Source organism: Streptomyces pseudogriseolus, from assembly GCA_002154585.1.
Lineage (GTDB): Bacteria > Actinomycetota > Actinomycetes > Streptomycetales > Streptomycetaceae > Streptomyces > Streptomyces pseudogriseolus.
In genome coordinates this window covers 23463-42758 of record MUNG01000129.1, presented here as the reverse complement: position 1 = coordinate 42758, position 19296 = coordinate 23463, and the positions used below count along the sequence as shown (strand labels likewise).

Annotated in this window: 19 protein-coding genes; 6 read left to right on the top strand and 13 right to left on the bottom strand. The window is 71.9% G+C overall.

Annotation, left to right across the window (positions count from 1 at the left end; translation table 11 throughout):
- The 5 genes from CCN29_RS13330 to asnB all read left to right on the top strand — a co-directional run.
- On the top strand, positions 1–2483 hold a 2483-nt coding region (locus tag CCN29_RS13330; RefSeq protein ID WP_086681966.1), incomplete at its 5' end, for a methionine synthase.
- Positions 2480–3337 carry a methylenetetrahydrofolate reductase [NAD(P)H] gene (gene metF, locus CCN29_RS13325; RefSeq protein WP_031024789.1) on the top strand — a complete coding sequence of 286 codons (858 nt, stop codon included), beginning with the start codon at positions 2480–2482 and terminating at the stop codon, positions 3335–3337. The genes CCN29_RS13330 and metF, both read left to right, overlap by 4 nt.
- Entirely contained in the window at positions 3327–4739 is a 1413-nt protein-coding gene (gene ahcY / locus CCN29_RS13320; RefSeq protein ID WP_086681957.1) for an adenosylhomocysteinase, read from the top strand. The genes metF and ahcY overlap by 11 nt, the downstream gene beginning before the upstream one ends.
- A gap of 85 nt (positions 4740–4824) precedes the next feature.
- Entirely contained in the window at positions 4825–6450 is a 1626-nt protein-coding gene (locus CCN29_RS13315; protein ID WP_006130536.1) for an FAD-dependent monooxygenase, read from the top strand.
- Positions 6451–6496: 46 nt separating this feature from the next.
- The gene (asnB, locus tag CCN29_RS13310) at positions 6497–8353 is read left to right on the top strand and encodes an asparagine synthase (glutamine-hydrolyzing) (protein WP_006130537.1); all 1857 of its coding nucleotides are present in this window, start codon (positions 6497–6499) and stop codon (positions 8351–8353) included.
- A 63-nt stretch (positions 8354–8416) separates the two neighbouring features.
- Here asnB and CCN29_RS13305 read toward each other — a convergent pair whose 3' ends face one another.
- The 13 genes from CCN29_RS13305 to CCN29_RS13245 all read right to left on the bottom strand — a co-directional run bounded on the left by CCN29_RS13305 (position 8417) and on the right by CCN29_RS13245 (position 18675).
- Positions 8417–9982 carry a multicopper oxidase family protein gene (locus CCN29_RS13305; RefSeq protein WP_031059775.1) on the bottom strand — a complete coding sequence of 522 codons (1566 nt, stop codon included), beginning with the start codon at positions 9980–9982 and terminating at the stop codon, positions 8417–8419.
- Positions 9983–10028: 46 nt separating this feature from the next.
- Entirely contained in the window at positions 10029–10370 is a 342-nt protein-coding gene (locus CCN29_RS13300; RefSeq protein WP_006130539.1) for an antibiotic biosynthesis monooxygenase family protein, read from the bottom strand.
- Complete coding sequence (locus CCN29_RS13295; protein WP_078886661.1) at positions 10367–12037, bottom strand: FAD-dependent monooxygenase; 1671 nt, start codon at positions 12035–12037, stop codon at positions 10367–10369. The genes CCN29_RS13300 and CCN29_RS13295 overlap by 4 nt, the downstream gene beginning before the upstream one ends.
- A 34-nt stretch (positions 12038–12071) precedes the next feature.
- Positions 12072–12938, bottom strand: coding sequence for an NAD(P)-dependent oxidoreductase (locus tag CCN29_RS13290; protein WP_086681955.1), 867 nt, complete (start codon positions 12936–12938; stop codon positions 12072–12074).
- 33 nt (positions 12939–12971) lie between these two features.
- Positions 12972–13283: an antibiotic biosynthesis monooxygenase family protein gene (locus CCN29_RS13285; RefSeq protein WP_006130542.1), complete on the bottom strand. Its 312-nt coding sequence runs from the start codon at positions 13281–13283 to the stop codon at positions 12972–12974.
- Positions 13273–13587 carry an antibiotic biosynthesis monooxygenase family protein gene (locus CCN29_RS13280; protein WP_006130543.1) on the bottom strand — a complete coding sequence of 105 codons (315 nt, stop codon included), beginning with the start codon at positions 13585–13587 and terminating at the stop codon, positions 13273–13275. Before CCN29_RS13280 ends, CCN29_RS13285 begins: the two co-directional genes overlap by 11 nt.
- Positions 13587–14342 (bottom strand): SDR family NAD(P)-dependent oxidoreductase, encoded by a 756-nt coding sequence (locus CCN29_RS13275; protein ID WP_006130544.1) that lies wholly within the window; start codon positions 14340–14342, stop codon positions 13587–13589. The genes CCN29_RS13280 and CCN29_RS13275 overlap by 1 nt, the downstream gene beginning before the upstream one ends.
- 42 nt (positions 14343–14384) lie before the next feature.
- Positions 14385–14846 carry an anthrone oxygenase family protein gene (locus CCN29_RS13270; protein WP_006130545.1) on the bottom strand — a complete coding sequence of 154 codons (462 nt, stop codon included), beginning with the start codon at positions 14844–14846 and terminating at the stop codon, positions 14385–14387.
- Positions 14847–14853: 7 nt separating this feature from the next.
- Complete coding sequence (locus tag CCN29_RS13265) at positions 14854–15318, bottom strand: SRPBCC family protein (protein ID WP_086681953.1); 465 nt, start codon at positions 15316–15318, stop codon at positions 14854–14856.
- A gap of 87 nt (positions 15319–15405) precedes the next feature.
- Positions 15406–16626, bottom strand: coding sequence for a ketosynthase chain-length factor (locus tag CCN29_RS13260; RefSeq protein ID WP_006130547.1), 1221 nt, complete (start codon positions 16624–16626; stop codon positions 15406–15408).
- Positions 16623–17912, bottom strand: a complete 1290-nt coding sequence (locus CCN29_RS13255; protein WP_006130548.1) for a beta-ketoacyl-[acyl-carrier-protein] synthase family protein — start codon at positions 17910–17912, stop codon at positions 16623–16625. The genes CCN29_RS13260 and CCN29_RS13255 overlap by 4 nt, the downstream gene beginning before the upstream one ends.
- Entirely contained in the window at positions 17909–18343 is a 435-nt protein-coding gene (locus tag CCN29_RS13250; protein ID WP_006130549.1) for a cupin domain-containing protein, read from the bottom strand. Before CCN29_RS13250 ends, CCN29_RS13255 begins: the two co-directional genes overlap by 4 nt.
- A complete protein-coding gene (locus CCN29_RS13245) occupies positions 18340–18675 on the bottom strand; it encodes a TcmI family type II polyketide cyclase (protein ID WP_006130550.1) in 336 nt (111 codons plus the stop codon). Before CCN29_RS13245 ends, CCN29_RS13250 begins: the two co-directional genes overlap by 4 nt.
- 202 nt (positions 18676–18877) lie before the next feature.
- Here CCN29_RS13245 and CCN29_RS13240 point away from each other — a divergent pair, with 202 nt between their 5' ends.
- The gene (locus CCN29_RS13240) at positions 18878–19261 is read left to right on the top strand and encodes a SchA/CurD-like domain-containing protein (RefSeq protein WP_031018566.1); all 384 of its coding nucleotides are present in this window, start codon (positions 18878–18880) and stop codon (positions 19259–19261) included.
- The last annotated feature ends 35 nt before the right edge of the window (positions 19262–19296 follow it).

Below are 19296 nucleotides of genomic sequence, written 5' to 3'. Positions count from 1 at the left end.
AGTCGGTGCCGTTCCGGCAGGACACCTCGTATCTGGCGATCGGTGAGCGCACGAACGCCAACGGGTCGAAGAAGTTCCGTGAGGCCATGCTGGAGGGCCGCTGGGACGACTGTGTGGAGATGGCGCGCGAGCAGATCCGTGAGGGCGCGCACATGCTGGACCTGTGCGTGGACTATGTGGGCCGTGACGGTGTGGCGGACATGCGGGAGCTGGCGGGGCGGTTCGCGACCGCCTCGACGCTGCCGGTGGTGCTGGACTCCACCGAGGTGGAGGTGATCCGGGCGGGTCTGGAGATGCTGGGCGGCCGCGCGGTGATCAACTCGGTGAACTACGAGGACGGTGACGGTCCGGAGTCGCGTTTCGCGCGGGTGACGGAGCTGGCGCGGGAGCACGGTGCGGCGTTGATCGCGCTGACGATCGACGAGGAGGGGCAGGCGCGGACGGCGGAGAAGAAGGTCGAGATCGCCGAGCGGCTGATCGAGGATCTGACGGGGAACTGGGGCATCCGTGAGGAGGACATCCTCGTGGACTGTCTGACGTTCACGATCTGCACCGGTCAGGAGGAGTCCCGCAGGGACGGCATCGCCACGATCGAGGGCATCCGTGAGCTCAAGCGCCGCCACCCGGAGGTGCAGACCACGCTGGGTCTGTCGAACATCTCCTTCGGTCTGAACCCGGCCGCGCGCATCCTGCTCAACAGCGTGTTCCTGGACGAGTGTGTGAAGGCGGGTCTGGACTCGGCGATCGTGCACGCCAGCAAGATCCTCCCGATCGCCCGGTTCAGCGAGGAGGAGGTCAGCACCGCTCTCGATCTGATCTACGACCGGCGCCGTGAGGGTTACGACCCGCTGCAGAAGCTTATGCAGCTGTTCGAGGGGGCGACGGCGAAGTCGCTGAAGGCGGGCAAGGCCGAGGAGCTGGCGGCGCTGCCGCTGGACGAGCGGCTGAAGCGGCGCATCATCGACGGCGAGAAGAACGGCCTGGAGGCCGACCTCGACGAGGCGCTCCAGTCCCGGAAGGCGTTGGACATCGTCAACGACACCTTGCTGGACGGCATGAAGGTGGTCGGTGAGCTGTTCGGGTCGGGGCAGATGCAGCTGCCGTTCGTGCTCCAGTCCGCCGAGGTGATGAAGACGGCGGTGGCTCATCTCGAGCCGCACATGGAGAAGACCGACGAGGCCGGCAAGGGCACGATCGTGCTGGCCACGGTGCGCGGGGACGTGCACGACATCGGCAAGAACCTGGTCGACATCATCCTGTCGAACAACGGCTACAACGTGGTCAACCTCGGGATCAAGCAGCCGGTGTCGGCGATCCTGGAGGCCGCGGACGAGCACAAGGCCGACGTGATCGGCATGTCGGGTCTGCTGGTGAAGTCCACGGTGATCATGAAGGAGAACCTGGAGGAGCTCAACCAGCGGGGCCTGGCCGCCGACTACCCCGTCATCCTCGGCGGCGCCGCCCTGACCCGCGCCTACGTCGAGCAGGACCTGCACGAGATCTACCAGGGCGAGGTCCGCTACGCGCGCGACGCGTTCGAGGGCCTGCGGCTGATGGACGCCCTCATCGGAATCAAGCGCGGCGTTCCCGGCGCGACGCTGCCGGAGCTGAAACAGCGGCGCGTCCGCCCGCGTCCGACGCCCCGTCCGGCCCCCGGCCCGCGAGCCGAGAACGGCCCTGTGCGTTCGGACGTCGCCACCGACAACCCCGTCCCCGCCCCGCCCTTCTGGGGCACCCGCGTCGTCAAGGGCATCCAGCTCAAGGAGTACGCCGGCTGGCTCGACGAGACCGCACTGTTCCGCGGCCAGTGGGGCCTGACCAAGGAACTCGTCGAGACGGAGGGGCGGCCCAGGCTGCGCGGTCTGCTGGACCAGCTGCACACCGAAGGCCTTCTGGAGGCGGCCGTGGTCCACGGCTACTTCCCCTGCGTCTCCAAGGACGACGACCTGATCATCCTCGACGAGCACGGCGCCGAGCGCACCCGCTTCACCTTCCCCCGCCAGAGTCACGGCCGCCGGCTGTGCCTGGCCGACTTCTTCCGCCCGGAGGAGTCCGGCGAGACCGATGTCGTCGGCCTCCAGGTCGTCACCGTCGGCTCCCGCATCGGCGACGCGGCCGCCGAGCTGTTCCACACCGACGCCTACCGTGACTACCTGGAACTGCACGGCCTGTCCGTCCAGCTCGCCGAGGCCCTCGCCGAGTACTGGCACGCGCGCGTGCGTTCCGAGCTCGGCATCTCGGGCGCCGACCCGGACTCGCTGGACGGCATGTTCCGTACGGCGTACCAGGGCTGCCGCTACTCGCTCGGCTACCCGGCCTGCCCGGAGCTGCGGGACCGCGGCAAGATCGCGGAGCTGCTGTGGCCCGAACGGATCGGGGTGGTGCTCTCGGAGGAGTTCCAGCTCCACCCCGAACAGTCCACGGACGCCATCGTCGTCCACCACCCCGAGGCGAGCTACTTCAACGCGGGAGGCGAGCGATGACGACGTTCTCCTTCGAGTTCTTCCCGCCGAAGACGGACCGGGGCGAACGCACCCTGTGGGACGCGATCCGCCGCGTGGAGGCGCTGCGCCCCGACTTCGTGTCCGTCACCTACGGGGCGGGCGGCTCCTCCCGGGACCGCACCGTCGCGGTCACCCGGCGCATCGCCGCCGAGACCACGCTGCGCCCCGTCGCCCACCTCACCGCCGTCGGCCACTCCACGGCCGAACTGCGCCGCATCGTCGGCCGGTACGCCGACGCCGGCATCCGTGACGTGCTCGCCCTGCGCGGCGACCCGCCCGGCGACCCCAACGGTCCCTGGGTCCCTCACCCCGACGGGTTCACCCATGCCCGGGAACTGGTCGAACTCGTGCGCTCGCTCGGCGACTTCACCATCGGGGTGGCGGCGTTCCCGGAGCGCCACCCGCGTTCGCCCGACTGGGACAGCGACATCCGGCACTTCGTCGCCAAGTGCAGGGCCGGCGCCGACTACGCCATCACGCAGATGTTCTTCCACGTCGAGGACTACCTGAGGCTGCGCGACCGGGTGGCGGCCGCGGGCTGCGACACCCCGATCATCCCGGAGATCATGCCCGCCACCGACGTCCGCCAGATCCGCCGCTTCGCCGAACTGTCCGGGGCCGCCTTCCCCGAGGACCTGGCGCACCGCCTCGAACGCGCCCGTGACAACCCGGCCGCGGGACACCGCATCGGTGTCGACCACGCCACCGCCATGGCCGAACGGCTCCTGGCCGAAGGGGCCCCCGGGCTGCACTACATCACCCTCAACCGGTCCACCGCGGCCCTCGACATCCACCGCAACGTCCAGACCCTGGGGAGCCTCAGTGCCCACTGACCGCAGCGACTTCACGGACTTCGAGGTCGCCGACCTCTCCCTGGCCGAGTTCGGCCGCAAGGAGATCACCCTCGCCGAGCACGAGATGCCCGGCCTGATGGCGATCCGCGAGGAGTACGCCGACGCCCAGCCCCTGGCCGGCGCCCGGATCACCGGCTCCCTGCACATGACCGTGCAGACCGCCGTCCTCGTCGAGACCCTGGTCGCGCTCGGCGCGCGGGTCCGCTGGGCGTCCTGCAACATCTACTCCACCCAGGACCACGCGGCCGCCGCGATCGCCGCCGCCGGCATCCCGGTGTTCGCCTGGAAGGGCGAGACGCCCGAGGAGTACTGGTGGTGCACCGAGCAGGCGCTGACCTGGCCGGACAGCCCCACCGGGGGCCCGAACACGATCCTCGACGACGGCGGCGACGCCACGCTCCTCGTCCACCACGGAGTCGCGTACCAGAAGGCCGGGGAGCTGCCCCCGGCCGACACCGAGGAACTGGCGTGCGTGCGCGCCCTGCTGACGGCGAGCACGCTCGACTGGACCGCCGTGGCCACCGGAATCCTCGGTGTCACCGAGGAGACCACGACGGGTGTGCACCGTCTGTACGAGATGCAGCGTGAGGGCACGCTGCTGTTCCCGGCGATCAACGTGAACGACGCCGTGACGAAGTCGAAGTTCGACAACAAGTACGGCTGCCGGCACTCGCTGGTGGACGGCATCAACCGCGCCACGGACACGCTGATCGGCGGCAAGACCGCCGTGGTCTGCGGCTACGGCGACGTGGGCAAGGGCTGCGCGGAGTCGCTGCGCGGCCAGGGCGCCCGCGTGATCGTCACGGAGATCGACCCCATCTGCGCGCTCCAGGCGGCGATGGACGGCCACCAGGTCACCACGCTCGACGAGGTCGTCGACAAGGCCGACATCTTCGTCACCACGACCGGCAACAAGGACATCATCATGGCCTCCGACATGGCCAGGATGAAGCACCAGGCCATCGTCGGCAACATCGGCCACTTCGACAACGAGATCGACATGGCCGGTCTGGCGAAGGTCCCCGGCATCGTCAAGGACGAGATCAAGCCGCAGGTCCACACCTGGACGTTCCCCGACGGCAAGAAGATCATCGTGCTGTCCGAGGGCCGCCTGCTGAACCTGGGCAACGCCACCGGCCACCCGTCGTTCGTGATGTCCAACTCCTTCGCGGACCAGACCCTGGCCCAGATCGAGCTGTTCACCAGGCCCGAAGCGTATCCGGCGGGCGTGCACGTGCTGCCCAAGCACCTCGACGAGAGGGTCGCGCGGCTGCATCTCGACGCCCTCGGGGTGAAGCTGACCGCCCTCCGCCCCGAACAGGCCGACTACATCGGCGTGCCCGTCGAGGGGCCGTACAAGCCGGACCACTACCGGTACTGAGCGTCGGCGGGTCCGGGTCCAGGCTTCCTCCATCGGGGCCCGACCCGCGCTGCGCACTCTGGGCGGACGGTCCGTTCGGAGGAGGATGCACGTGTCCGAGAAGCAGCAGCACATTCCCGTGCTGGTGGCCGGGGCGGGGCTGGCCGGTCTGGCCGGCGGCCTGTTCCTGGCCTGGCACGGGGTTCCCGCCCTGGTCGTGGAACGGCACCGCGGCATGTCGCCGCATCCGCGGGCACGGGGCATCAATCCGCGCGCCATGGAGCTGATGCGCTCGGTCGGCCTGGAGGAGGAGATCCGCGCCACCGGGTCCGCCCGGGCGCTCGCCGGGAACACCGGGGTGCTGGCCGCCCAGTCGCTGGCAGGGCGACAGCTCGGTGCCCTGCACGAGCAGTACTTCATGGACGTGCGCACCGATCTGGGCGCGTGGTCGCCCACCGGGTGGTGCCTGTGCCACCAGGACGAGTTCGAACCGGTGATCCGGCGTCGCGCGGAGGAACTCGGCACGCGGTTCGCGTACTTCACGGAACTGGAGTCGTTCGAGCAGACCGCGGACGGCGTCACCGCACGGCTGCGCGACCGGGAGACCGGCGCGGTGCGCACGGTGACCGCCGACTACCTCGTCGCGGCGGACGGGCCGGCGAGCCCCGTGCGGCAGGCGCTCGGCATCGGTGTCGAGGGGCCCGGCACGACGGGGCACTTCCTCAACATCCATTTCGAGGCCGATCTCGCCGAGGAGCTGGGCGAGCGGCGGTTCATCATGTGCTACACGTTCAACGACGCGGTGCGCGGTGCGCTGATGCCGCTGGACAACGCCCGGCGCTGGCTGCTGCACGTGACGTTCGACCCGTCCGCCGAGGACGCCGCGGCCTACGACGAGGAGCGGTGCCGGGAGCTGGTGCGGGCCGCCGCCGGAGTTCCGGACCTGGACGTGAAGGTGCTCGGCAGCATCCCGTGGGAGGCGGCGGGGCGTACGGCGACGGCGTTCTCGTCGGGCCGGGTGTTCCTGGTGGGGGACGCCGCCCATGTGATGCCGCCCAGTGGGGCGTTCGGGTCCAACACCGGCGTCCAGGACGTCCACAACCTCGCGTGGAAGCTGGCGGCGGTGCTCGGCGGTCAGGCGGGTCCGGGACTGCTCGACAGCTACGACGCGGAGCGGCGGCCGGTGTGCGCGGCCACCGTCGAACAGGCGGTGCTGAGGTCGAAGGACCGCCCCCGGCTGGCCCATCAGGAGCCCGCGCCGGCGAATCCGGCGATCCACCCCGACACCGAGGTGTGGTTCGGGTGGCAGTACCGCTCCTCCGCCGTGGTGCCGGGCCCGGGGGACACGCCGGCGGACGGTGTGTGGAACGCCGATCCGCGCGGGCTGCCCGGGACCCGCGCCCCCCACGTCGAGTTCGTCCGGGACGGCCGGCCGGTGTCGTCCCTCGACCTGTTCGGCCGTGCGCCCGTGCTGCTCGCCGGCGCCGGTGCCGAGCCGTGGGCCCGGGCCGCCGGGTCCACGGCCCGGCGCGCCGGTGTGGGGCTGGAAGTGGTGCGGGTCGGGAGCACGGTCGCGGACCCGGCCGGCGCCTGGGCGCCCGCGTACGGGGTGGGCGACGAGGGGGCGGTGCTGGTGCGCCCGGACGGCGTGGTGGCCTGGCGCTCCCCCGCCGGCCACCCGGATCCCGAAGCCGTTCTCGACGGTCTGCTCACGGCGCTGCTCGCGCGGTGACCACCATCCGGCCCGACCGGGCCGGCCGACAACTCACGGAGCGAACATGTCTGGAATCACCGGCTGGGTGGACTGGTCCCGGGATCTGACCCGGGAACGCGGCACCGTCCTTGCCATGGCCGCGACGATGGCCCTGCGCGGCCCGGACGGCGAGGGCGTCTGGACGGGCCCGCGCGCCGCCCTGGGCCACCGCAGGCTCGCGGTGTTCGACCTGGAGGGCGGCGGCCGGCAGCCGGTCGCCCTGGAACACGACGGCGAGACGGTCGCGGTCGCCGCGCACAGCGGCTCCCTGCTCAACCACGCGGAGCTGCGCGCCACGCTGTCCCGGCGCGGCCACCGCTTCCGCTCCGGCGGGGACACCGAGACCCTGCTGCACGCCTACCTGGAGTGGGGAGCCGCGTGTGTGCAGCGGCTGGAGGGCACCTTCGCGGGCGTGGTGTGGGACGCGCGCCGCGAGGAGCTGTTCCTGGTGCGCGACCGGCTCGGGGTGGAGCCGCTGCTGTACTACCCCACGCCCACCGGTCTGATCTTCGGCTCGGAGGCGAAGGCGGTCCTCGCGCATCCGTCGGTGCGGGCGGAGGTGGACGCGGAAGGGCTGCAGGAGATCTTCACCTACTCCGGCACCCCGCACGTGGCGCCGTTCCGGGGAATGCACCGGCTGCGGGCCGGACACCATCTGGTGGCGTCCGCGGGCGGGATCCGGCGGACCCGGTACTGGGGGGTGGACGCGGCCGAGCACACCGACGACCTGGACACCACGGTGGACACCGTGCGCGGGCTCCTGGAGGAGAGCGTCGAGCGGAACCTGCGGACCGAGGCGCCGGTCGGCTCCCTGCTCTCCGGGGGCCTCGACTCCAGCGGTGTGGTCGGGCTCGCCGACCGGGAGCTGCGCAGGTCGGGGCGGCGCATCCGCACCTTCACCGTGGACTTCGCGCGGCACGAGGAGAACTTCCGGGCCACCGAGACCCGCCAGTCCCCCGACGCCCCCTACGCGGCGGACGTGGTCCGGCACCTGGGCACCGACCACACGAGCGTCGTCGTGGATCCGGCGGAGCTGAGCGACGAGGTGGCCCGCTGGCAGGTGCTGCGTGCCAAGGACTACCCGACGCCGCTCGGGGACATGAACACCTCGCTGTACCTGCTGGCGCGAGCGGTGAGCGAGCGGGACACCAAGGTCGTCCTGACCGGTGAGGCCGCCGACTCGCTGTTCCACGGTGTGGCCTGGAACCGGGACCCGGTGGAGTCGGACATGGGCACCTTTCCGTGGGTGGCCCGCGGCGTGGTGCGCGACGACGCCAAGGGCCTGGGCTGCGGTCTGTTCGACGAGTCGCTGCTGAAGGATCTGGCGCCGCTGGACTACGCGGCGCAGCGCTACCGTGAGTCGGTCGCCGAGGCCCCGCACCTGCCGGGCATGTCCGCGCGGGAACGGCACATGCGGGAGCTGTGCTGGGTGCATCTGACGAACTTCATGGAGAACCAGAACGGGCACACCGAGCGGCTGTTCAAGGCGGTGGGCCTGGAGGTGCGCATGCCGTACTGCGACCACCGGCTGGTGCAGTACGCGTACAACCTGCCCTGGGACCTGCAGAACTTCGACGGCCGGGAGAAGAGCCTGCTGCGTGCCGCGGTGCGGCACGTCCTGCCGAAGAGCGTCGTCGAGCGGCGCAAGACGCCCTACCCGGTGACCCTCGACCCCGGGTACGAGCGGGCTCTGCGGACCGAGATGCGGGCGCTGCTGGACGACCCCGGCAACCCGGTGCTGCCGCTGCTGGACGTGGCCGCGGTGCGCGCGACGCTGGAGGATCCCGAGGGCCTGAACCGCTGGGCCCGGCGCGCCAACGTGGAGCTGCCGCTGCAGCTGAACACCTGGCTGATCCGGTACGGGGTCCGGCTGGTGCTGTGAGCCCACGGTGTACGGAAGGGCCCCGGGGCGTCCGCCCCGGGGCCCTCGTCGTGCGCGGGCCGCTCAGTGGTGATGCGTGCCGCCGCCGGCGGCCACCGTGCGCGGGGCCCGGTCCACGCGGCCGGGCTCGACGACGGTGAACTGGCCCATCATGCCCTCGTCCTCGTGCCGCAGCACATGGCAGTGGTACATGTACGGCCGTTCCTCGTCGACGTGGTCGTCGAAGCGGACGGCGAGCCGGGTGGTGCCGAACTCGTAGAGATAGACCGTGTCCTTGGGACCGCGGACGAACTCCGGTGGTTCCTGTCCGTTGACGTCCAGGACCTGGAAGGTGGCGCCGTGGACGTGGAAGACGTGCACCCACTCGTCGCCGCGCTCGATCTCCCAGATCTCGGTCGCGCCGGCGGGGACGACCTGGTCGATGCGGTTCATGTCCATGGTGCGGCCGTTGATCTGCAGTCCGGTGAAGTCGAAGGAGCGGACCGTGGCGCCCGCGGGCGCCTCCACCGGACCGGGGGCGCCGTCGACACGGGTGGGCAGGGGAGGCGAGTCCCTCAGGGTCCGGGCGGCGCGCAGGGCGAGGATGTCGAAGGTGTCGTCGCCGCCCATGAACCGCTCGGTGGGGAAGCCCAGGTCGAGGGCCGGCTCGAAACTGCGCAGGACCACGTCGTCGCCGGGCCGGAACTCGACGACGATCTCCGCACGCTCACCGGGCGCCAGCAGCAGGCGCTCCATGGCGCGCGGCCGGGCGAGCAGACCGGTGTCGGTGGCGACGAGGTGGAAGGTGCGGCCGTCGGTGAGGCCCAGCCAGTAGACGCGGGCGTTCGAGCCGTTCAGCAGCCTCAGCCGGACCCGCCGGGTCGTGACCTCGAAGTACGGGTCGTAGGTGCCGTTGACCAGGATGGTGTCGCCGAGCACGCCCAGGTTGTCGGCGCCGGCCACGGACTCGGCCAGTTTCACCTCGGTGAAGTCCAGGCTGCCGTCGTCGTGGAAGTTCTTGTCCTGGATGACCACCGGTACGTCGTCGACCCCGTACTCGGAGGGCAGGGAGGCCCGCGCGGAGTGCTCGTCGTCGAGGATGATCATTCCCGCCACGCCCCGGTAGACGTGCGCGGCCGTGGCCCCGTGCGGGTGCGGGTGGTACCAGAGGGTGGCGGCCGGCTGGCTCACCGTCCAGTACGGGTTCCAGGTGCCGCCCGCCTCGATCATCTGGTGCGGGCCACCGTCCATCACGGCGGGCAGCAGCATGCCGTGCCAGTGCAGGGTGGTGTCCTCGGGCAGCCGGTTGCGGACGTCGACGCTGACGCGGTCGCCCCGCCGTGCCCGCAGCGTCGGGGCGAGGTAGCTTCCGTTGGCGCCCCACGTCGGGGTTCTCCGGCCGGGCAGGAGGTCGCTGCTGCCGGGCGCGAGGGTGAGCCGGTAGTGGCGCCGGCCGTCGGCGGACGGCTCCGGGTCGAGCAGCGCGGGGATGCGGACGGCGTTACGGAAGGACAGCTTTCCCACATTGCTGCGCCTGCGGTCCTGATAGACCTTCAGGAAGGTGGCGCCCCACCCGGCGCCGGCCGCGACGGCGACGCCTCCCGCGCCGAGGAGCAGACGGCGGCGCGGGAGGCGGGGGGTCCTGGTCATGGGTGTGTCTCCAGCTGGGGTCCGGGGGTACCGGACCCACTGTCGATCACCGCGTTGGAGGCGTGGTCGAGTCCGGCTCGAGCCGGTGCACGACCTCGGTGACCGCCATGTCCCCGCCCCGGCGGTACGGCCGCAGCCGCCGGCGGTGCGCGGTGTGACGGTCGCTCACCTCGAAGGCGCGGAAGGAGCGTTCGTCGGCCCAGTCGGTGAGGACGAAGTACACGCCCTCCTCCTCGGTGGACCTGACCAGGGTCTGGCCCCGGTTGGCGGGCTCGCGCGCGATGCTCTCGCCGACGGAGCGCCACACCTGCTCGAACTCGGCGCCCATCCCGGGGTGGATCTCCATCCGGAGGATCACCCGCAGCGGCTCGCCGGCGGTACCGGTCATGTCGTTCCCCTCTCCGCGGGCGTCCGGTCCAGCCGGAGCACCCGCCGGGTCATGCCGCGCAGCACGGTCCGGGTGAAGATCGGCGCGTCGGTGCAGCGCCAGGCGACCACTCCGTCGGGCCGCACCAGCACGGCGCCCTGCGCGGTGACGCCGTACAGCTCGGGCCAGCGGTCGTCGAGGTCCTCCAGGTCGGACCCGATGCCGAACACCTGGACGGGGACGCCCAGTTCGGCGGCGACCGAGCGGGCCGCCTCCTGCCAGGGCCGGTTGTCGGGACCGGTCAGCAGCACCATCGACCGGCCGAAGAGGTCGTGCACGGAGATCTCCGTACCGCCGCGGCGGAGCCTGAGGTGGGGCGCCCTGCTGCCCGGGCGGCCGTCGTTCTCCGCCGCCCACAGGCCGTGCCCGGGAAGGGTGCCCTCGTCCCAGGGCATCACGGCGGCCGAACGGTAGCGGCTCGAGAGCCACACCAGCGGGTCCTCGACCAGCTCGGGGTCCTCCGGGTCGGGGTACGCGGCGTGCAGTCTGGCCCGGTCGCCGGCCCGCAGGACCGCTTGCTCGGCGGTGGCCGCGCAGACCGGGCGGCGCTCCTCGTCGTAGGAGTGCAGCAGATCGGGGTGGGCCCAGCCGTCCAGGACCGCCACGAGCTTCCACGCCAGGTTGTGGGCGTCGATGACGCCGGTGCCGGCGTCGAATCCGCCGCTGGGCGGCATGACGTGCGCCGCGTCCCCGGCCAGGAACACCTGCCCCTCGCGGAACCGCTCGGCGACGCCCGCCTCCCCCGCCCACGCCGTGACGCTCTCGATCCGCGGCCTCAGGTCCCGCACCCCGGTCGCCGCGCGGACGAGGTCCGCGCAGCGTTCCGGGGTGAACGACTCCGCGGGTTCGGTCACCGGGTCGTACCGCAGGTGCAGCACCCAGTCGGCGCGGTTGTCCAGCGGCATCAGGGACCCCTGGACGTCCGGGTTGGAGACGTACGCCATGACGAAGCGCCTGCCGCGCAGTTCGCCGGTGAGGTCCGCGGTGAAGCGGACCGTGACGAAGTGGCCGAGGGTCCGGCGTTCGAAGCCGATGCCGAGACGGCCGCGGACCTCACCGCCGGTGCCGCCCGCGTCGACCAGACAACAGGCACGGACCCGGTGCTCGTCCCCGGCGCCCGGGTCCCGCACCACGGCGGTGATCCCGTCGTCGCCCCGTCCGTCCTGGTCGAAGGAGACCAGCTCGGCCTCCGGGAGCATCCGCACCCCGAGACGCTCCGCGCGTGCGTACAGCACCTCCTCGAGTTCGTCCTCGTCGCACAGGCACCAGGTGGTGGGTGACAGGGCGCCCAGGTCGGCGCCCGGGCCGACGACGTACTTGGCGTCCAGCGCGCCCAGTTCGTGGCCGGCGAGGGACTCGACGGCGATGATGCCCGTGTTGCCCGCCAGGGCGCGGGCGGACGGCAGACGGCGCACCGCCTCCTCCACGCCCAGGGCGCGCAGCAGTTCCATCGCACGGGGGTGGATGCCGAGGATGCGCGGCGGCCGGGGCCGCTTCCCCCGCGATCCCAGCAGGAGACAGTCCACTCCTTGCTCGGCGAGGAACGCCGCCGTCGCCAGTCCGGTCGTCCCCGAGCCCGCCACGAGGACATCGGTGCCGCGGAGTGTGCTCTGACCTGTACGGCTCATGGCCTCACATCCCTTCGATCCCTCGAGCGTTCCGTTACGCCTGGTGCTCGACGAGCACGGAGGCGTCCTTGTCGCCGTCACCGGCGGCGACGACCGCCGCGAACCGTTCCCGCACCAGATCCAGCACCGGCATGGCGGTGCCGGCGCCGGCGGCGGCCTCCACCGCGAGCCGTATGTCCTTCTCCATCAGGGCCGACCGGAAGAACGCCGGCTCGTAGGACTGCTTCAGCATCAGATCAGCGCGAAACCGCATGACCATCGAGCTGAACCCGCTCGCGGAGACCACGTTGATCAGCTGCTCGCGGTCCAGGCCGGCGGCGGTGCCGAAGGCGACGGCCTCGGACAGCGACGCGACCTGCGCGCCGAGCAGCAGGTTGAGGATCAGTTTCAGGCTGGCGGCCGTCCCGGGCGCGCCCACGTGCACCACGTCGGAGCCGATGGCCTCCAGCACGGGGCGCGCCTCGTACAGGTCGGCGGGGTTGCCGGCGACGTAGACCCGCAGTTCGCCCTTGCGGGCCTGGAGCGGGTTGCCGACGACGCACGCCTCGACCCTGCGCAGCCCCTGTGCGGCGAGCCGCTCCGCGGCCTCCCGGGCGTAGCCGGGTGAGACGGTGGAGGTGTCCACGACGACCGTGCCGGGGCGCAGCACCGGCGCCACCCGGCCGAACAGCACCTCCTCGACGGCCTTCTCGTCCGCGAGGCTGAGCAGGACCAGCTGGTGTCCGGCCGCCGCCCGCTCGGGTGCGTCCGCGAGCCGGGCGCCCGCCGCGACGAGCGCGGCCGCCTTGCTCGCGGTGCGGTTGTGGACCGTGAGCCGGTGGCCGGTATCCAGCAGCCGCCGGGCCATGCCGCCGCCCATGTTGCCGAGGCCGATGAAGGCCAGCTCTGGTTTGTCCGTCATGGGTGTTCCTTCTCTCCGGTGCGCGGACCGGGTTCAGTACGCCGCGTCGACCTCGTACACGGCGAACGGGGAGGGGGTGCGGGTGTCCCGGTAGGGCCGCAGCGGCGCGGTGTCCTCCCGGTGGCCGGTGCTCGCCTCCCAGGCGCGGAAGGCCTGCAGGGACTCCCAGCGGCTCATCACGGCCAGCGCGCTGGGGTCGAACGGGCTGCGCAGCAGTTCGTTGCCGAGCATGCCCGGGACGCCGGCGAGCCGGCGGCTCACCTCGTGGTAGGCGGCCCGGACCTCCGCGAGCTGCCCTTCGTCCAGGGCCGCCTGGTAGACGACGACGCGGACCTCACCGGGCATCGGCGACCGCCCTGCCCTCGAGGGCGTGGCGGATCTCCATGACGTGGAAGGAGCCGCCCTTGCGGAACGGGTGCAGCGTGGCGCGGTGTTCGAGGTGGGCGGGGCTGTCCTCGAAGTCCCGGAAGCGCGCCTCGTCCACCCAGTCGCTGATGATCACGTAGGTGCCGTCGGGCTCGCGGGACAAGGACTGCCCGAGGTTGGCCGGGTGGCCGGTGACGGCCTCGGTGCCGGACAGCCAGGTCCGCTCGAACTCCGTCTCCCGTCCGGGTTGGATCTCCAGCCGCAGCATCACGCGGAACGTCATCAGGAGATCCCCCCGTCGACGCCGATGGTGTTGCCGGTGACGTAGCGGGACAGGTCGCTGGCCAGCCACAGGATCGCGCCGGCCACCTCGTCGGGGACGCCGAGCCGGCCGAGGGCGGTCTTGGCTCCGTACCGCTCGGTCATCAGCTTCTTCTGGTCCTCGGGCATGGCGTGGAAGTTCTCGGTCTCGATGACGCCGAGTGCGACCACGTTGAAGCGGATGCCTCGGCCGCCGAACTCCTTGGCCAGGGATCGGTTCAGACCGACCAGCGCGGCCTTGGTGGCGGTGTAGTGGGAGCGCAGGGGTATGCCGGCGTCCACGGCGCGGGAGCCGATGGAGACCACCGACGACCCCTCACCGAGCAGCGGGAGGGCGTGCTGGATGACGAGGTGCGCCGCGGTGAGGTTGGTGCCGACGACACGCTGCCACTCGTCCAGCGACAGGTCGGCGTAGGGGACGTGGCTGATGGCGCCCGCGTTGTTGACGAGCAGGTCGAGACGGTCGCCGTGCAGTTCGCGCACGCGTGTCAGCAGGCCGGTGATCTGTTCCGGGTCCGACAGGTCGGCGCGCAGCACGTGGTGGTTGCCGCCGGTCTCCTTGAGCTCCTCCTCCAGGGAGGTGACGTACTCGCTGGGGTGCACGTAGCAGGTGACGACGTCGACGCCGGCGCGCGCCAGGGCCAGCACGATGCCGCGGCCGACGCCGCGGGTGCCTCCGGTGACCAGGGCCTTCTTGCCCCGCAGTTCGAGATCCATGGAGAGTCCCTTGGGTGTTGAGACGGAAGAGGGGGAGGTGGCTCAGAGCAGGAAGCCCAGGGCCGTGCAGTTGACGGCGAGCGCGGCGATGGTGATCCAGCTGCGCCGGTTGTTCCAGGCGCCCCACTCGGGGCGCGGGTCCCGGAAGTCCTCGGGCAGGTCGTCCGGGTCGAGGGTGCGCATCCAGCGGTTGACCGGAGCGTTCTTGGTGAGGGCGATGACCGGGGTGGTCGCCGTGAGGAGCGCCGCCAGGGCGAACAGGGCCCGGGCGGTGCCGTCGGGCGCGGTCACCGCGAGGACCGCGTCGAGGACGACCGTGCCGATCAGGCAGAGGGGCATGGTGGGGTCGTAGCGCTGCCCGAGGAAGGCGTGGGCGTACACGTAGCGGTCCACGGGCAGCGAGGCCATGTACGGGAAGCCGCCCAGCTGGGTGCCGAGCATGACCCCGGCGGCGAGGCCGTTCAGCAGGACGACCAGCGGGGCGAGGACGGCGAGTGCGCTCATCGGGCCGTCATCCCGTCACGGCGTGCGCGGCGGCCTCGACCTTGTCCTTGATCAGGGCCATCTGCACGGCGGTGTTGCGGTTGAGGTGGGCGGTCATCTGCTCGTCGTCCACCGGGGCGGCGGGCTTCATGTGGAAGTCCTGCACCCAGCGCATGCGCACCCCGCCGCCGGGCTCCGCGGTGTACTCCCAGAAGATGTGCATGAACTCGAACGGGCCGGTCTCCACGCGCTCGGCGCGGACCGTCCGGCTGTCGCGGTCGGGGGTGCGCTTCGACACCCAGCTCCACACCTGGCCGTCCTCGTCGGGGTGCATGGTGAGCCGGAAGGTGACGGTGTCCCCGTCGCGCTCCAGCACCTCGGCGGAGGCGTACTCGCTGAAGAGGGCGGGCCAGTTGGGCACGTCGTTGGTCATCTCCCACACCAGGTCCAGCGGTGCGTCGATGACGATGTGGTTGTCGGTGTGTCCAGCCATGAGTGACTTCCTTGTCAAGCTTGTCGGGCTTGTCGGACGTGTAGCGCTTGTGGCGTCTGTGGCGCTTGTGGAGTTCGGCGCCGAGGGTCAGCGGCCCAGGACCAGGGCGGAGGTGAAACCACCGTGGCCGCGGGACAGCACCAGGGCGTGTCGCAGCTCCGCCTGCCGCGGCTCCCCCAGCACCAGGTCGATCCGCAGCCCGGGGGCGGGCTCCCGGGTGCCGGTGGTGGCCGGGATGACGCCGTCGCGCAGTCCGAGCAGCGCGGTGGCCACGTCCAGCGGCGCACCGCCGCCGTACAGCCGGCCGGTGAGGGTCTTGGGCGCGGTCACGGGCACCCCGTACGGCCCGAAGACCGCCGTGAGGGCATCGGCCTCGTCGCGGTCGTCGGCGGGCAGGCCGGCGGCGTCCGCGTACACCACGTCGATGTCGGCGGGCGCGAGTCCCGCGTCGCGCAGCGCGGCCTCGGCGGTGCGGCGCAGGGCGCGAGGGCGGCCCGAGCCGGGCGCCGGGTCGAAGCCGGCCGCGTAGCCGAGCACCCTGCCGTAGCCGGTGGCGCCCCGCTCGGCGGCCGCCTCGGCGCTCTCCAGGACGAGGATCGCCCCGCCCTCGCCGGGCAGGTGACCGGACGCCTCGGCGTCGAAGGGGACGTAGGCGCGGCCGGGGTCGTCGACCGTGGACAGCAGGCCCGTGGACAGCTGCGCGGTCAGGCCGTACGGGCACAGCGAGGCGTCGGTGCCGCCGGTCAGGACGAGCCGGGCGCCCTTGCGGGTCAGCCGGCGCGCCTGGCCGATGGCGTCCAGGCCGCCGGCCTGTTCGCAGGCGAGGACGCCGCACGGGCCGCGCATCTTGTGCCGGATGGACAGCTGGCCGGTGGTGGCCGCGTAGAACCAGGCGATCGACTGGTAGGCGCCGACCCAGCTCGGGTCGTTGCGGTACAGGGCGGTCATCTCGTTCTGCCCGAACTCGGTGCCGCCCGAGGACGAGGAGGTGACCACGGCCATCTCGTACTCGGGCACGGCGTCGAGGTCGACCCCGGAGTCGGCCAGGGCGGCCTCGCCCGCGGCGAGCGCGAGGTGGGTCCAGTGGTCCGTCTGCGAGATAAGCCGGCTCGGCACGCTGTCCTGGGCGTCGAAGCCGGGGACCTGTCCGGCGTGGCGCACCGGGTAGCCCTCCGGGTCGAAGCGGGTGATCCGGCCGATGCCCGGTTTGCCGGCGAGCACGGACGCCCAGTGCGCCTCGGCACCGATGCCCGTCGGGGCGGTGATGCCGAGCCCGGTGACCACCGGGGCCGTGGCGGACGCTGTCATCGGGAACTCCTTCCGGCCCCGGCCGCCGCGCTGTGCGGACGGGCCAGCAGCATCGCGGTCTGGAAGCCGCCGAAGCCGCTGCCGACGCTGAGCACGACGTCCATGGCGTGCTCGCGCGCGGTGACCGGGACGTAGTCGAGATCGCACAGCGGGTCCGCGGTCCTCAGGTTCGCGGTCGGGGGCACCACCTGGCGGTCCAGGGCCAGGGCGCAGGCGGCCACCTCGATGGAGCCGATCGCGCCGAGCGAGTGGCCGACCATGGACTTGATGGAGCTGACCGGTATGTCGTACGCGTGGGAGCCGAGCGACCGCTTGAACGCGGCGGTCTCATGGCGGTCGTTCTGCTTGGTGCCCGAGCCGTGGGCGTTGACGTAGCCGACGGCGGTGGGGTCCAGCTTCGCCTGGTCCAGCGCGACGGTGATGGCCTCGGCCATCTCCCGCCCGTCCGGCTTGAGGCCGGTCATGTGGTAGGCGTTGCTGCGGCCGGCGAACCCGACGATCTCGGCGTAGATCCGCGCGCCTCGGGCGAGCGCCGCCTCCCGCTCCTCGATCACCATGACCGCGGAGCCCTCGGCGAGGACGAACCCGTCCCGTTCCCCGTCGAACGGGCGTGAGGCGTGCTCCGGGTCGTCGTTGTTCGGGGTGGTGGCCTTGATGGCGTCGAAGCAGGCGGAGGTGATCGGGGAGATCGGGGCGTCGGTCGCGCCCGCGAGGGCGACGTCGGCCGAGCCCTCCTCGATCAGCTGGACCGCGTGCCCGATGGAGTCCAGGCCCGAGGTGCAGCCGGTGGACACCAGGGCGACCGGCCCCTCGGCACCCACGTCGTGGGCGACCTCGGCGGCGAGTGTGGAGGGCACCATGTAGCCGTAGAGGTGGGGCACGCCGTACTCGTGGTCGACGAGCCACTTGCGGCCGCTGTCGGAGAGGACGACGTACTCCTCCTCCAGGCCCATGGTGCAGCCGACGGCGCTGCCGATGGACACCGCGATCCGCTCCGGGGCGAGCTCGGCCGGGTCGATCCCGCTGTCCGCGACCGCCTCCCGCGCGCTGACGACGGCGAACTGCGCGGCGCGGTCCATCCGCCGGATCTGCCGGGGCGTCAGCCCGGCCGCGGCCGGCTCGAAGTCGACCTCGGCCGCGACCTGGGAGCGGAACGCCGACGGGTCGAACAGGGTGATCCGCCGGGTGGCGGTGCGCCCTTCGGACAGCGTGTTCCAGAAGGCCTCGCGCCCCACCCCGCCGGGCACGACCGCGCCGACCCCGGTGATGACGGCACGTCGGCTCACGGCGCCCCACCCACGTCCGGGTTGGCCTCGCCGGGGCGCTGCGCCTGCTCGGTGTCCACGTGGCCCAGCTCGGGCCGGGGGGCGAGCGGGGAGAGGTGGAAGGCCGCGCGCGCGGTCACCTCGCCGGTGTTGACCAGACGGTGGCGGACGCCGATGGGCACCAGCAGCGAGTCACCGGCCTGCAGGGCGATCTGCCGCCCGTCCAGGGTCATCTCCAGGGTGCCGTCGATGACGTGCAGGAACTCCTCGGAGAAGGGGTGGTAGTGCTCGGTGACCCAGTCGCCGGGTTCCAGGGTCATGACGCCGCCGAACCCCGAGGTGCAGCCCACGGTGCGGGGGCTGAGCGTGACGCGGATGTCCCCGCCGCGCTTGGTGTTGGGCTCGACCTCGTCCGACGACACCTTCACGGTGCGGCTGATGGCGGTGGTCACAGCACCCGCCCTCCGTCCTTGGTCCAGATGTAGAAGGGCTCGGCCATGGCGTCCTTGGGCTCCTGCCAGTTCGGGTCGTAGGGCTCCACGCACTCGGCGAGCCGGGTGTTGATGTCGTCGTAGAGCGGGTGGCTGCGCGCCCGGTACAGGTTCGGGCCGATGTCCTGGCCGGCCTCGACGAGGTGGAAGTACAGGCCGTGGAAGGTGAACAGGGTGCGGCGGTCGACGCCGACCATGTGGGGCAGCTCGGTGGAGTCCGACTCGTCGAAGATCTTCGCGATGTCGTCCGTCCTGTTCGGACGGAGCTTGGCGACGATCAGGGTGCGGTGCACGGATACCTCCTGGGTCCGGTGCCGGGCCCTCTTCGGGCGGTCGACCGGAACGTCCCACCGCGGACTACAGAGCTGCTCGAATCCGTCTGAAACGGTGGAGTCCGCGCGCTGTTCCGGGGTTCGAGCGGTTCTCGTGCGGCGTCGGCTGGGCTGGGCCCGACGTGGCGTAGTCCGCTCGGACCAGTGAGGAAGTGGGACAGGCATGCCGTTCGCAGCCATCACGTACGACATCAAGCCGGGGTACGAGAAGGAACTGACGGAGATCTTCGCGAATTTCAGGCGGGTGCGCAGCAGCCAGGTGCGCGACGAGGCGGGCGAGGCGGCCGGCACGATCCTGGCCACCGCCGTCTTCCTGCGTGACGACACCCTGGTCCGGGTCATCGAGTACACCGGGGACCTGGAGGCCGTGGCCCGCCACATGGCCTCGCAGCCGGGCGTCCGGGAGGTGGAGGCCAAGCTGAAGCCGTATCTGACCAGGCCCCGGGACACGGACACGGTGGAGGGCTTCGTGGCCACCTTCCGGCGCAGTCTGCTGAACACGGTGGCCCAGATCTCCGTACGGGACCTGCAGGGAGCCGCGGGCTGACCGCGGCCCGCGACGCGAACCGCCGGACGGCCCCC